This is a genomic window from Kitasatospora sp. NPDC059747 (genome assembly GCF_042732955.1).
Lineage (GTDB): Bacteria > Actinomycetota > Actinomycetes > Streptomycetales > Streptomycetaceae > Kitasatospora.
The window spans coordinates 1-13,417 of sequence record NZ_JBHWGV010000096.1 but is presented as its reverse complement, the minus strand read 5'-3'; the positions used below and the strand labels follow the sequence as shown (position 1 = coordinate 13,417).

Here is a 13,417-nt window from a genome sequence, read left to right as displayed (position 1 = left end):
CTCGCTGAGTCGACCCCAGGGGTCGGGGGCCGCGGGCGGGCCCGGCGGGGGGGGCCCCCGACGGGCGCGCGGCCCCCGCCCCTGTGCGCGTTCCAGGGCTTTGTCCAGCCCAGCACCCCCGACAGCACCGCCGCCGTCGCGTCGAGCAGGTCCTCCGCGACGGCGCCGCCCGCCGCCGTCCGTGCCGGCAGTCCCTCCCGCGCGGCGAGCATCACCGTCGCGGCCTGTCCGGCCGTGGCGCCCGGGGGCACGAGTTCGGGCAGCGCCCGCGCCAGCACGTCGGCCGCGCATCAGTACGCGCCAGTCGTCCGCGCCGCCGTTGCCGTCCAGTCGTGACCCGAACGCCCGAGGGGCGGACACACCGGGTGATCCGGGTGCCCGCCCCTCGGACGGAATCATTACTGCGGTGAACTGCCAGCCGACAGCGGGCAGTTACTTGCCCGCGCGCTTCGCCAGGCCGTGCTTACTTGCTCCCACGCTTCGCGAGGAAGGCCTCGACCTCGTCGCGGATCTCCGGCGTGTCCAGCCCGCGCACCGTCATGGTCGTGCGGCGGCGCAGCACGTCGTCCGCCGTGTACGCCCACTCGTTCTCGGCGGCGTAGGCGACCTGGGCCCACACGTCCGGGCCGTCCTCGTGGATCGGCCGGCCGAGCTCCGGGTTCTCGTCGATCATGCGGGCGATCTCGAAGGACAGGGTGCCGTAGTGGCTGGCGAGGTGCTTGGCCACCAGCGGCTCCATGCGGGAGCCGGGCTCGCGGTCGATCAGCAGGCGGTGCGCGACGGCGTTCGGCGCGCCGACGCCCGGCAGCGGGACGGTCGGGGCGATCGGGGACATGTCCTCGGCGAGGCCGGTGCCGGGCACGTGGGCCAGCTTCTCCAGCACGGCGCGGCCGATGTGCCGGTAGGTGGTCCACTTGCCGCCGGAGACCGACAGCATGCCGCCGCGGCCCTCGGTGACGACGGTCTCGCGCTTGGCGGCGGCGGTGTCGCCGGGGCCGCCGGGCAGGACGCGCAGGCCCGCGAAGGAGTAGGTGATCAGGTCGCGGTCGAGGTGCTCGTCGCGGATGGCGTGCGCGGCCTCGCCCATGATCTGGTCGATGTCGGCCTGGGTGGCGCGGACGTCCTTCGGGTCGCCCGTGTACTCCTCGTCGGTGGTACCGAGCAGGACGTGGTCCTCCCACGGGATGGCGAAGGAGACGCGGTACTTGTCGATCGGGATGGTCAGCGCGGCGCGCCACGGCGAGCGGCGCTTGACGACGACGTGCGCGCCCTTGGAGAGGCGGATCGACGGCGCGGCGCCGGCGTCCTCCATGGTGCGCAGGTGGTCGACCCACGGGCCGGTGGCGTTGAGCACCAGGCGGGCGTTGACGCCGAACTCGCTGCCGTCGAGGCGGTCGCGCAGCTCGGCGCCGGTGACCCGGCCGGCGGTGAAGCGCAGGCCGGTGACCTCGGCGTGGTTGAGCACGACGGCGCCGGCGTCCACCGCGGCGCGGACGGTCATCACGGCGACGCGCGAGTCGTTCATCTGGTGGTCGCCGTAGACGGCCACCGAGCGCAGGCCCTCGGTGCGCAGCGCCGGCACCTGCTGGGCGGCGTGGGCGGCGGTGGAGACGCGGCCCATGCCGTCGCGGAAGGCGGACAGCGCCGAGTACAGGAACACGCCGGCGCCGAGCTTGGCCGCGCCGTGCGGGCCGCCCTTGTAGACCGGCACGAAGAAGGTCAGCGGGTTGACGAGGTGCGGGGCCACGTCGGTGGAGAGCGCGCGGCGCTCCTTGTGGTTCTCCGCGACCAGCTTGACCGCGCCGGTCTGCAGGTAGCGCAGACCGCCGTGGACGAGCTTGGAGGAGGCACTGGAGGTGGCGCCGGCGAAGTCGCCGGCGTCGACCATGGCGACCTTCAGGCCGGCCTGGGACGCGGTCCAGGCGACGGCGGTGCCGAGGATGCCGCCCCCGATCACCAGCAGGTCGTAGGTGGCCTTGCCGAGCAGCTCGCGGGTCTCGGCGCGGGAGGCGGTGCGGCCGGCGGTGCGCTCGGCGCCCAGGGTCGGGATGGTTGCCATGGTGGTTGTGTACGGCGCGCTGGTCGGGCTGCGCCGTTACTCCTCTCGGGTGCGGTGCGGCCCCTGCTGGAGAGGCCGGTCGGCCCGGTGCGGCGGGCCGGTGAAACACGGGTGCGCCCGTTGCCGTGAACAGCGGGCGGCCGGCCGGGGCACGGGGCCCCGACCGGCGGGTCTGTCAGTTGTCCTCTTCCTCCTCCACCCAGCCCATGGTGCGCTCCACGGCCTTGAGCCACTTCTTGTACTCGCGCTCCCGGGTGGCCTCGTCCATGCGCGGGGTCCACTCGGCGGCGCGGTGCCAGTTGGCCCGCAGGGTGTCGAGGTCGTTCCAGAAGCCGACGGCGAGTCCGGCCGCGTAGGCCGCGCCGAGGGCGGTGGTCTCGGCCACGTACGGGCGCTCGACCGGGGCGTCCAGGACGTCGGCGATGTTCTGCATGAGCAGGTTGTTGCTGGTCATGCCGCCGTCGACCTTGAGGGCGGTGAGCTCGACCCCGGAGTCCTTCTGCATGGCGTCGACGACCTCGCGGGTCTGCCATGCGGTGGCCTCGAGGACGGCCCGGGCCAGGTGGCCCTTGGTGACGTACCGGGTCAGGCCGGCGATCACACCGCGGGCGTCGGAGCGCCAGTACGGGGCGAACAGGCCGGAGAAGGCCGGGACGAAGTAGGCGCCGCCGTTGTCCTCGACCGTGTTGGCGAGGGTCTCGATCTCGGCGGCGGTGGAGATGATGCCGAGCTGGTCGCGCAGCCACTGGACGAGCGAGCCGGTGACGGCGATCGAGCCTTCCAGGGCGTACACCGGGGCCTGGTCGCCGATCCGGTAGCCGACGGTGGTCAGCAGGCCGTGGTACGAGTTGACGATCTTCTCGCCGGTGTTGAGCAGCAGGAAGGTGCCGGTGCCGTAGGTGGACTTGGCCTCGCCCTCGTTGAAGCAGGTCTGGCCGAACAGCGCGGCCTGCTGGTCGCCGAGCGCGGCCGCGACCGGGACGCCGGCCAGGTCGCCGACGGCCTCGCCGTAGACCTCGGCGGAGGAGCGGATCTCCGGCAGGACGGCCATCGGCACGCCCATGGACTCGGCGATGGCCTCGTCCCAGGCGAGGGTCTTGAGGTTCATCAGCATGGTGCGGCTGGCGTTGGTGACGTCGGTGACGTGCTTGCCGCCGTCGACACCACCGGTGAGGTTCCAGATCACCCAGGTGTCCATGGTCCCGAACAGGATGTCGCCGGCCTCGGCGCGCTCGCGCAGGCCCTCGACGTTGTCCAGCAGCCAGCGGATCTTCGGGCCGGCGAAGTAGCTGGCCAGCGGGAGGCCGGTCTCGCGGCGGAAGCGGTCCTGGCCGACGTTGCGGCCGAGCTCGCGGCAGAGCGCCTCGGTGCGGGTGTCCTGCCACACCAGCGCGTTGTGCACGGGCTCGCCGGTGTTCTTGTCCCACAGGACGGTGGTCTCGCGCTGGTTGGTGATGCCGATCGCGCGGATGTCGTCCTTGGTGAGGCCGGCCTTCTCCAGCGCGCCGCGCACGACGGACTGCACCCGGGTCCAGATCTCGGCGGCGTCGTGCTCGACGTAGCCGGGCTGGGGGAAGATCTGGCGGTGCTCCTGCTGGTCGACGGAGACGATGCGGCCGTCGGCGCCGAAGATGATGCAGCGGCTGGAGGTGGTGCCCTGGTCGATCGCGGCGATGTAGTTGCCAGTGGAGGTCATGGGGAGGGTCCTCGGCTCGGGTCGGGGGGTGACGGGGTGGGTGGGCCTGACGCGGTCGGTCGTCCGGTCAGTCCCCGTGCTCGGCGGGTTCGAACCCGTCGCTTAGAACAGGGCGTTGTAGAGCACGCCGGCCAGCGCGCCGCCGGCGAGCGGGCCGACGACCGGGATCCAGGCGTACGACCAGTCCGAGCCGCCCTTGTTCGGGATCGGCAGGATGGAGTGCATGATGCGCGGGCCGAGGTCGCGGGCGGGGTTGATCGCGTAGCCGGTCGGGCCGCCGAGGGAGAGGCCGATGCCGACGACGGTCAGGGCGACGATGAGGGTGCCCATGCCCTTGAGGTCGTTGGCGCCGAGGGTGAGGATCGCCATGCAGAGCACGAAGGTGCCGATGATCTCGGTCATCAGGTTCTGGACGGGGTTCCGGATCTCGGGACCGGTCGAGAAGATGCCGAGGGTGGGCTCCTCGTTGGCCTGGAACTGGCCGAGGTAGGTGAGCCAGACGAGCGTGGCGCCGATCATCGCGCCGAGCAGCTGGGAGCCGAGGTAGAGCGGCACCTGGCTCCAGTCGCCGCTCTTGACGGCGAGCGCGATGGTGACGGCCGGGTTGAGGTGCGCGCCGGACTTGGGGCCGGTCATGTAGGCGGCGATGAGGACCGCGAAGCCCCAGCCGAAGGTGATCGCCAGCCAGCCGGCGTTGAGGGCCTTCGACTTCTTGAGGGTCACGGCGGCGCAGACGCCGCCACCGAGAAGTATCAGGGCGGCGGTGCCGAGGGTTTCGCCGACGAAGACGTCGCCGTTGGAGAACGCGGACACAAAGACTCCCTTGTCCATGAGGCCCGGAGGTGCGGGTGGGGGCGGGCGGCCGGGTGATCGCTGTGCGGGTGAGCGCGCTGTGGGAGTGATCTTCCCGGCCATCGTTCGACAATGTCGACCGTCATGCGGAAGCTTCCTCCCCAGGTCGGCCCCGCGTCAAGGCGGGGTTACGCAGCTGTGACCCTCGCCTCGGCCCGTCCCCCGAAGTTACCCAGCGGAGTGCCCCGAATCAGGGCAAAACGCCAAGGCGCGGACAGGCTCACCGCCCGTCCGCGCCTCAGCGTGACGATTCGACTCCCGTGCTCAGAACCGGCCGGCGCCCAGATCGCGCGAGATCGCCCGGGCCGCGCTGCGCACCGAGGCCACCAGCGAGGGCCGCACGAAGCCGTCCTCGCACACCCGCTCCACCGGCCCGCTGATGCACACCGCGCCCACCGGATTGCGCCGCCGGTCCTGGATCAGCGCGCCGATCGAGGCCACGCCCTCCCAGGTCTCCTCGATCGAGTCCGCCCAGCCGCGCTCGCGGATCAGCGCGCACTCCGCGTCCAGATCGCTCGCCTCGGTCAGCGTCCGCAGCGTGTACGACTCGTACGGTCCGTCGCCCAACTCCCCGCGCGCGACCGGGTCGTAGGCCACCAGCACCTTGCCGAGCGCAGTGCTGTGCAGCGGCTGCATCGACCCGACCTCCAGCACTTGCCTGGTGTCGTCCGGCCGGAACACGTGGTGCACGATCAGCACGCCCTGCTGGTGCAGCACCCCGAGGTAGACGGTCTCGCCGGCCGCCCGGGCCAGGTCGTCGGCCCACACCAGCGCCCGCGCGCGCAGCTCGTGCACGTCCAGGTAGCTCTGGCCGAGGCGCAGCAGTTCGGCGCCCAGCTGGTACTTGCCGCTCTCCGGGTCCTGTTCGACGAACCCCTCCTGCTGCAGCGTGCGCAGGATGCCGTGTGCGGTGCCCTTGGCGAGGTCGAGCGCCGTCGCGACCTCGGACAGGCCCAGGCGGCGCTCGCCGCCGGCCAACAGGCGCATGATCGCGGCGGCCCGGGAAAGCGACTGGATCGGGCCGGGCATGGGTACCTCCGCGCTGACAGGCGGTCGACATTGTCGACCGCAGTGATAACGGGACGAGTTTGCCAGGCGTTCGGTGCTCCGTGCACCTTCCCCCTCGGTAACCCGCGCTCGGCCGCCTGTTAACCTCCGCGGCCCCGGGTCCGTTCCGGGTCCGGCCCCGGGTTCCGTCCCGGTCCGTTCCCGTCCCGGCCTCAGTCCCGCCGGACGGCCACCTCCGCGGCCAGCGCCGCGATCCCGTCCGGCCCCACCCGGCAGCACCCGCCGACCAGCCGGGCCCCGTCCGCGAGCCAGCCGCGCACGCGCGCCGAGCGGAACGTCGGCTCCCCGCGCCAGCCCCGTATCTCAGGGTCCCAGTGCTCCCCGCTGTTCGGGTACACCACCACCGGCTTCCCCGTCACCTCCGCCGCCAGGGCCACCGCCAGGTCGGCGTCCCGCGGCGTGCAGCAGTTCACGCCCACCGCCACCACCTCGTCGACGTCCCGCGCGAGCGCGAACGCCTCGGCCAGCGGCTGCCCGGCCCGCGTCCGGTCGCCCGCGATGCTGTACGACAGCCAGGCCGGCACCCCGAGCCCCCGGACGACCTCCAGCATCGCCTCCGCCTCGTCCGCGTCCGGCACCGTCTCCAGCGCCAGCACGTCCGGGCCCGCCGTCGCGAGCACCTCCAGCCGCGGCCGGTGGAACGCCACCAGCTCCGCGACGCTCAGCCCGTACCGCCCGCGGTACTCCGAACCGTCCGCGAGCACCGCGCCGTACGGCCCCACCGAGGCCGCCACCCAGCGCCGCCGCCGCCCGCCCGGCTCGCTGCGCGCCGCCTCCCGGGCCAGGTCCACGCTGCGCGCCATCAGCCGCGCCGACTCCGAACGGCCGAGCCCGTGCCGCCCGAAACCGTCGAAACTCGCCTGGTAGCTCGCGGTGATGGCGACCTCCGCCCCGGCCGCGAAGTACGCCCGGTGCGCCTCGACCACGGCCTCCGGCGCGTCCGCCAGCAGCCGAGCCGACCACAGCTCGTCCGACAGGTCGTGTCCCTGCGCCACCAGCTGGTTCGACATCCCGCCGTCCAGGACCAAGGGGCCGGCCGCCAGCGCGGCGGCGAAGTCCGACGGGGGAGTGGCGGGCATGGGGGCCTCCTCGGGAACGGTCATGGCTGGTCACAGCCTAGGAGCCGGGCGCCCTCGCCCGCGCGGAAAACCGTTTGCCGGGCCGGAACGGACTCGCTACGTTGTGCTCATCCCGAGAACGACAGAACGACAGAACGACCGTGCGGCCCAGCGCGGCCGCACCCAAGACGCCCTGGCGCGGTACGAAGCGCGGGCGCCAGGTCGGGGCACGACAGCACACCCGGCACGAGACGACAGCACGGAGACGCCGACGATGGCCGCCGACGAGCCCCGCCCGCACCACACCGGCCCGCACCACACCGGCTCGGAGGCCGAGCGCGAATGGCTCGCCGCCTACGACCCGCGCGCCTACACCCCGGTGGCCGTCACGGTCGACGTCGTCGCCCTCACCCTGCGCGAAGGCCGCCTCCACGTCCTGCTCGTCGAGCGCGCCGCCCCGCCCTACCAGGGCTCCTGGGCGCTGCCCGGCGGCTTCCTGCGCGCCGGCGAGGAGGGCCTCGACGAAGCGGCCGCCCGCGAACTCGCCGAGGAGACGGGCCTGGTGGGCAGCTCCGACCTGGAGTCCGCGCTCAGCCGCATCCACCTCGAACAGCTCGGCACCTACGGCGCCCCCCACCGCGACCCGCGCATGCACGTCGTCTCCGTCGCCTACCTCGCCTTCGCCCCCGACCTCCCCGACCCCCAGGCCGGCACCGACGCCGCTGCCGCCGCCTGGTACCCGGTCGCCGGCCTCGCCCACGGGCCCGCCGGCCCCCCGGAGACCGGCGGCGGGGCCCCCCCCCCCCCCCCGGGGGGGGGGGGGGGGGGCGCCCCCCGCCCCCCCACCGCGCTCGCCTTCGACCACGCCCGCATCCTCGCCGACGGACTCGACCGCGCCCGCGCCAAGATCGAGTACAGCCCGCTCGCCACCGCCTTCCTGCCCCCCGACTTCACCATCCCCGAGCTGCGCGCCGTCTACGAGGCCGTCTGGGACGAGAAGCTCCACCCCGGCAACTTCCACCGCAAGGTCCTCTCCGTCCCCGGCTTCGTCGAGAGCACCGGCACCACCACCGAACGCGGCGGAGCCCGCGGCGGCCCCCGCGCCCGCACCTACCGCGCCGGCGACGCCCGCCTCCTCCACCCCGCCCTGCTGCGCCCCGCCCGCGAGGACGAGATCCGCTGACCGCCCGCGGCGGGCGCCGGACTACCATCCGCACATGACCACCGACGACGTGACGAGCACGGTCAACCGCCCCTTCTCCCACTGCCACTTCTGCGGAACGCCCTACCCGCCCGGCACCCGCGACTGGCCCCGCACCTGCCCCGGCTGCGCCGAGATCAGCTACCGCAACCCGCTGCCCGTCGCCGTCGCCGTCCTGCCCGTCACCCGGCCCGACGCCGACCCCGCCCTCGTCGTCATCCGCCGCACCATCGAGCCCGGGTACGGCGAACTCGCCTTCCCCGGCGGCTACATCGACTTCGGCGAGACCTGGCAGCAGGCCTGCGTGCGCGAACTGCGCGAGGAGACCGGCATCCACGCCGACGCCGCCGACGTCACCCTCGTCTCCACCTCCTCCGACCCCCACGGCCGCTTCGTCTTCCTCTGCGGCCTGCTCCCCGCCCGCCCCCTCGCCGACCTCCCGCCCTCGCGCCCCACCGACGAGACCGACGGCTGGCTGCTCGCCCACCCCGACACCCGGCTCGTCTGGGACTTCCACACCAACGTCTCCCGCGCCTGGTTCAACGGCGAACTCGACCGCCGCTGACCAGCCCGCCACTCCCGCGGCAGACCCTGGCGCAGCGGCCGCTCACATGGCATGGTCTGCACCGACAGCCCAACCGGACGGGCCCGCCACGAGCACTCCCGTCCCCACCACCGGCCGGGAGACCACCACCGTGAGCACCCCCCTCCAGGACCAGCCGCTCTGGCGCCCCAACCCCGCTCGCGCCGCCGCGACCAGCCTCGTGGCGTTCCAGGCCTGGGCCGCCGAACACCACGGCGCCCCGGCCGCCCCGCTCGCCCCGGCCGACGACGACCAGCAGGCCGCCGAGCGCTACGCCGCCCTGCACGCCTGGTCCACCGAGGACCTCGGCCGGTTCTGGACCGCGGTGACGCAGTGGTTCGACGTCCGCTTCAGCGAGGCCCCCGAGACCGTCCTCGCCGACCCGGCCATGCCCGGCGCCCGCTGGTTCCCCGGCGCCCGCCTCAACTACGCCGAGCAGGCCCTGCGCGCCGCCGACGACCCGGCGAACGCCGACCGCCCCGCGATCCTCCACCTCGACGAGACCACCGAGCAGCCGGCCGTCCTCACCTGGTCCGAACTGCGCCGCCAGGTCGGCTCCCTCGCCGCCGCCCTGCGCGCCCGCGGCGTCCGCCCCGGCGACCGCGTCAGCGCCTACCTGCCCAACGTCCCGCAGGCCGCCGTCGCCCTCCTCGCCACCGCCGCCGTCGGCGCGATCTGGACCAGCTGCGCCCCCGACTTCGGCGCCCGCAGCGTCCTCGACCGCCTCCAGCAGATCGAGCCCACCGTCCTGTTCGCCGTCGACGGCTACCACTACGGCGGCAAGGACCACGACCGCACCGACGTCGTCGCGGAGCTGCGCCGGGAACTCCCCAGCCTGCACACCGTCGTGCACGTCCCCCTGCTCGGCGCCCCCGCCCCCGAGGGCGCCCTCCAGTGGGAGGACCTGATCGCCGACGACACCGCCCCGGTCTTCGAGCCGGTCCCCTTCGACCACCCGCTCTGGGTGCTCTACTCCTCCGGCACCACCGGCCTGCCCAAGGCCATCGTCCAGAGCCAGGGCGGCATCCTGCTCGAACACCTCAAGCAGGTCGGCCTCCACCTCGACCTCACCCCGCAGGACCGCTTCCTCTGGTACACCTCCACCGGCTGGATGATGTGGAACTTCCTGCTCGGCGGCCTCCTCGTCGGCGCCACGATCGTCACCTACGACGGCAGCCCCGGCCACCCCGACACCGGCGCCCTGTGGTCGGTCGCCGCCCGCACCGGCGCCACCGTCCTCGGCACCTCCGCCGCCTACGTCATCGCCAGCCGCAAGGCCGGCCTGCACCCCGGCCGCGACCTCGACCTCTCCGCCGTCCGCTGCATCGGCACCACCGGCTCCCCGCTCCCGCCCGACGGCTTCCGCTGGATCTACGACGAGGTCAAGGAGGACGTCTGGCTCGCCTCCGTCAGCGGCGGCACCGACGTCTGCTCCTGCTTCGTCGGCGGCGTCCCCACCCTGCCCGTGTACCTCGGCGAGATCCAGGCCCCCTGCCTCGGCGCCGCCGTCGAGTCCTGGGACGTCCAGGGTCACCCGCTCACCGACGCCGTCGGCGAACTCGTCGTCACCAAGCCCCTCCCGTCCATGCCCACCGGCTTCTGGAACGACCCCGAGGGCACCCGGTACCACGACAGCTACTTCGACGTGTACCCCGGCACCTGGCGCCACGGCGACTGGATCACCGTCACCTCCCGCGGCACCGTCGTCATCCACGGCCGCTCCGACTCCACCCTCAACCGCCAGGGCGTCCGGATGGGCTCCTCCGACATCTACGAGGTCGTCGAGCGCCTCCCCGAGATCGCCGAGTCCCTCGTCATCGGCCTGGAGGAGCCCGACGGCGGCTACTGGATGCCGCTGTTCGTCGTCCTCGCCCCCGGCGCCGAACTCGACGACGACCTCATCGGCCGCATCCGCACCTCGCTGCGCACCGAACTCTCCCCGCGCCACGTCCCCGACGAGGTCATCACCGTCCGGGGCCTGCCGCACACCCTCACCGGCAAGCGCATCGAGGTCCCGGTGAAGCGCATCCTCTCCGGCACCCCGCTGGAGCAGGCCGTCAACCCCGGCTCCGTCGACAACATCGACCACCTGCGCTTCTTCGCGCAGCTGCGCCGCGACCGCCAGTCCTGACGAACGCCGAAGGGGCGCCCCCGACCGGGAGCGCCCCTTCTCTCCTACCGCTCGTCCCACTTACTCGCCGGAGAGCACCTGCTGCGCCGCGGCGCGCGCCTCGTCGGCGCTGTCCGTGGCCCGCGCCGCCTCGGCGGCGCGGCGGCACTGCGCCAGCGTGTACTTGGCCAGCGTCGACCGCACGTACGGGATCGACGCCGCGCCCATGGACAGGCTGGTGACGCCCAGGCCGGTCAGCACGACGGCCAGCAGCGGGTCGGCGGCGGCCTCGCCGCACACGCCGCAGCCCTTGCCCTCCGCCTGCGCCGCGTCGGCGGCCGAGGCGATCAGGTCGAGCAGCGCCGGCTGCCACGGGTCCTGCAGCCGGGCCAGCGCGCCCACCTGACGGTCGGCGGCGAAGGTGTACTGCGCGAGGTCGTTGGTGCCGAGCGACAGGAACTCGACCTCCTGGAGGATCGCCCGCGCCCGCAGAGCGGCCGACGGGATCTCCACCATCGCGCCGAACTTGGCGTTCAGACCGGCCTCGCGGCAGGCGTCGGCGAAGTCCTTGGCGTCCTTGCGGTCGGCCACCATCGGGGCCATGACCTCAAGGTGGACCGGCAGCCCGTCGGCGGCCTTGGCCAGCGCGCGCAGCTGCGTCCGCATGACCTCGGGGTGCTCCAGCAGGGTGCGCAGACCGCGCACGCCGAGCGCCGGGTTCGGCTCGTCGGCCGGGGTGAGGAAGTCCAGCGGCTTGTCCGCGCCCGCGTCCAGCGCCCGGACGACGACCCGGCCCTCCGGGAACGCCTCCAGCACCTTGCGGTACGCCTCGACCTGCTTCTCCTCGCTCGGGGCCTGCGCCGAGTCGTCGAGGAACAGGAACTCGGTGCGGAACAGGCCGACGCCCTCGGCGCCGTTCTCCAGCGCGGCCGGCACGTCCGCCGGACCGCCGACGTTGGCCAGCAGCGGCACCCGGTGCCCGTCCGAGGTCCGGCCCGGACCGGTGGACGCGGCCAGCGCGGCCTTGCGCTCGGCGGCTGCGGCCCGCAGCTCGTCCTGCTTCTCTTGCGCCGGCTCCAGCAGCACGTCGCCCGAACTGCCGTCCACGGCCACCACGGTGCCCTCGGCGACGTCGGTCGCCCCCGGCAGCGCGACCACGGCCGGCACGCCCATCGCCCGCGCGAGGATGGCGCTGTGGCTGGTCGGCCCGCCCTCCTCGGTCACGAAGCCGAGCACCAGGGTCGGGTCCAGCAGCGCGGTGTCGGCCGGAGCCAGGTCCCGCGCGAACAGCACGTACGGCTCGTCGCTGTCCGGCACGCCCGGCATCGGCACGCCCATCAGCCGGGCGACGATGCGGTTGCGCACGTCGTCCAGGTCGGCGACGCGCCCGGCCAGGTACTCCCCGGCCGACGCGAGCAGCGCGCGGTAGGCGGCGAAGGCGTCGTAGACACCGCGCTCGGCGCTGCTGCCCACGGCGATCCGCCGCGCCACGTCCGCCATCAGCTCCGGGTCCTGCGCCATCAGCGCCTGGGCCTCCAGCACCGCCTGGGCCTCGCCGCCGGCCAGGTTGCCGCGGGCGTTCAGGTCCGCGGCCACCGCCTCGACGGCCGCCTGGGCGCGGGCCTGCTCACGGGGGGCGTCCTCGGTCGGGATCCGGGTGGTCTGCGGCTCCAGCACCGCCGTCCCCATGTGCCGCACCTGGCCGATCGCGACCCCGTGGCTCACACCCACGCCGCGCAGCGTCTTCGTCATGTCACCTGTCTCCGCTGAGATGAGCGGCCCCGCCGGGAACCGCTGTGTGGGGGCCGCCCCGTCATCTCGTCCGGGGCGGGTGTGGGGAAAGATAGAGAGGAGAGGTCAGCTCCAGCTGAACAGCTCGTCGCCGGCCTGGGTCTCGCCGTCCTCGCGCACGTTGCCCAGCGAGTCGGGGGCGGCCTCCAGCGCCACGATCGGCGAGATCGGCGACTTGCCCGCGGCCTCGACGTCGGCCGGGTTCCACTTGATGACGGCCTGACCGCGGGTCACCGTGTCGCCCTTGTTGACGAGCAGTTCGAAGCCCTCGCCGTTCAGCTGCACGGTGTCGATCCCGAGGTGCGTCAGCACACCGTGCCCGTCCGCGTCCACGACGACGAACGCGTGCGGGTGCATGGAGACGACGACACCATCCACCGGAGCGACCGCCTCGGTCGGCTCGCGTACCGGGTCCACCGCGGTACCGGGACCGACCATCGCACCGGAGAACACCGGGTCGGGGACGTTGGCGAGCCCGACGACCCGGCCGGTCAGCGGCGACGTCACAGTGGTCATGGTTTGTGCCTCCCAAGTGCGCAGTACAGCGAAGGGCCGCGAGCAGCGGCGCGACGATCAACTGAAGCCTAAATCATGTCAACTTCGGACATCCGCTGACATTCCCGGGCGGAGACTCACGCCCCGCCCGCTCTGCCGGCCGGCAGCACACCGACCTGCTAGTGGTCTAGTCCTCTTGGTCGATGCGCCGCACTCTACAGGCATCTTGGCGAATCGGGACCATTGCTGTATATGCTCGCGAGAGCAACAAATCATGCCTCCGACCGGGTGACACCCGGCGCGCCCCGATTCGCGCTCCGGCGGACGACCCGCTATGGTTGGTCGAGTCGCCGCAAGTCGGCGGTTAACAGCAGATTTCAGATGCGAAAAGCGCCGGAAACGGCACGGCAAACATCTGGTAAGCTGGAAACACGAAAGAACGAAGCGCCCGGAGGGCCCGCTGGAAGGCGGCTCGAAGGAAGCGTCCGTTCCTTGAGAACTCAA

General features: G+C 73.3%; 10 protein-coding genes. 3 read left to right on the top strand and 7 right to left on the bottom strand.

From position 1 onward, the window contains the following. Nucleotides 1-463: 463 nt before the first annotated feature. The 5 genes from ACFV4G_RS32275 to mmuM form a co-directional block, all read right to left on the bottom strand. Complete coding sequence (locus tag ACFV4G_RS32275) at nt 464-2,059, bottom strand: FAD-dependent oxidoreductase (RefSeq protein ID WP_380445693.1); 1,596 nt, start codon at nt 2,057-2,059, stop codon at nt 464-466. Nucleotides 2,060-2,234: 175 nt separating this feature from the next. Beyond that, complete coding sequence (gene glpK, locus ACFV4G_RS32270) at nt 2,235-3,755, bottom strand: glycerol kinase GlpK (protein WP_380445692.1); 1,521 nt, start codon at nt 3,753-3,755, stop codon at nt 2,235-2,237. Between the two features lie 102 nt (nt 3,756-3,857). After that, nucleotides 3,858-4,586 (bottom strand): MIP/aquaporin family protein, encoded by a 729-nt coding sequence (locus ACFV4G_RS32265; RefSeq protein WP_380445691.1) that lies wholly within the window; start codon nt 4,584-4,586, stop codon nt 3,858-3,860. Between the two features lie 285 nt (nt 4,587-4,871). Then, nucleotides 4,872-5,636 (bottom strand): IclR family transcriptional regulator, encoded by a 765-nt coding sequence (locus ACFV4G_RS32260; RefSeq protein ID WP_380445690.1) that lies wholly within the window; start codon nt 5,634-5,636, stop codon nt 4,872-4,874. Nucleotides 5,637-5,827: 191 nt separating this feature from the next. Continuing rightward, entirely contained in the window at nt 5,828-6,754 is a 927-nt protein-coding gene (gene mmuM, locus ACFV4G_RS32255; protein ID WP_380445689.1) for a homocysteine S-methyltransferase, read from the bottom strand. 253 nt (nt 6,755-7,007) lie between these two features. On the opposite strand from mmuM, the gene ACFV4G_RS32250 reads away from it, so the two are divergent. From ACFV4G_RS32250 to ACFV4G_RS32240, 3 genes are read left to right on the top strand one after another with little or no spacing between them, the layout of a single operon-like run. Further along, nucleotides 7,008-7,916 carry an NUDIX domain-containing protein gene (locus ACFV4G_RS32250; protein ID WP_380445688.1) on the top strand — a complete coding sequence of 303 codons (909 nt, stop codon included), beginning with the start codon at nt 7,008-7,010 and terminating at the stop codon, nt 7,914-7,916. 34 nt (nt 7,917-7,950) lie between these two features. After that, nucleotides 7,951-8,499: an NUDIX domain-containing protein gene (locus ACFV4G_RS32245; protein WP_380445687.1), complete on the top strand. Its 549-nt coding sequence runs from the start codon at nt 7,951-7,953 to the stop codon at nt 8,497-8,499. 46 nt (nt 8,500-8,545) lie between these two features. Next, nucleotides 8,546-10,648 carry an acetoacetate--CoA ligase gene (locus tag ACFV4G_RS32240; RefSeq protein WP_380445686.1) on the top strand — a complete coding sequence of 701 codons (2,103 nt, stop codon included), beginning with the start codon at nt 8,546-8,548 and terminating at the stop codon, nt 10,646-10,648. Nucleotides 10,649-10,708: 60 nt separating this feature from the next. Here the strand turns inward: ACFV4G_RS32240 and ptsP are convergent, their stop codons facing one another. Together ptsP and ACFV4G_RS32230 are read right to left on the bottom strand one after the other, a co-directional pair. Beyond that, nucleotides 10,709-12,379, bottom strand: a complete 1,671-nt coding sequence (ptsP, locus tag ACFV4G_RS32235) for a phosphoenolpyruvate--protein phosphotransferase (RefSeq protein WP_380445685.1) — start codon at nt 12,377-12,379, stop codon at nt 10,709-10,711. A 105-nt stretch (nt 12,380-12,484) separates the two neighbouring features. Continuing rightward, on the bottom strand, nt 12,485-12,934 hold the full coding sequence (locus ACFV4G_RS32230; RefSeq protein WP_380445684.1) for a PTS glucose transporter subunit IIA: 450 nt from the start codon (nt 12,932-12,934) through the stop codon (nt 12,485-12,487). Nucleotides 12,935-13,417: the final 483 nt, after the last annotated feature.

Coding starts and splice junctions, on each gene's coding strand:
- ACFV4G_RS32265 (WP_380445691.1), bottom strand. CDS start 4,586: ATGGACAAGGGAGTCTTTGTGTCCGCGTTCTCCAACGGCGACGTCTTC.
- ACFV4G_RS32260 (WP_380445690.1), bottom strand. CDS start 5,636: ATGCCCGGCCCGATCCAGTCGCTTTCCCGGGCCGCCGCGATCATGCGC.
- ACFV4G_RS32245 (WP_380445687.1), top strand. CDS start 7,951: ATGACCACCGACGACGTGACGAGCACGGTCAACCGCCCCTTCTCCCAC.
- ACFV4G_RS32275 (WP_380445693.1), bottom strand. CDS start 2,059: ATGGCAACCATCCCGACCCTGGGCGCCGAGCGCACCGCCGGCCGCACC.
- mmuM (WP_380445689.1), bottom strand. CDS start 6,754: ATGCCCGCCACTCCCCCGTCGGACTTCGCCGCCGCGCTGGCGGCCGGC.
- glpK (WP_380445692.1), bottom strand. CDS start 3,755: ATGACCTCCACTGGCAACTACATCGCCGCGATCGACCAGGGCACCACC.
- ptsP (WP_380445685.1), bottom strand. CDS start 12,379: ATGACGAAGACGCTGCGCGGCGTGGGTGTGAGCCACGGGGTCGCGATC.
- ACFV4G_RS32250 (WP_380445688.1), top strand. CDS start 7,008: ATGGCCGCCGACGAGCCCCGCCCGCACCACACCGGCCCGCACCACACC.
- ACFV4G_RS32240 (WP_380445686.1), top strand. CDS start 8,546: ATGGCATGGTCTGCACCGACAGCCCAACCGGACGGGCCCGCCACGAGC.
- ACFV4G_RS32230 (WP_380445684.1), bottom strand. CDS start 12,934: ATGACCACTGTGACGTCGCCGCTGACCGGCCGGGTCGTCGGGCTCGCC.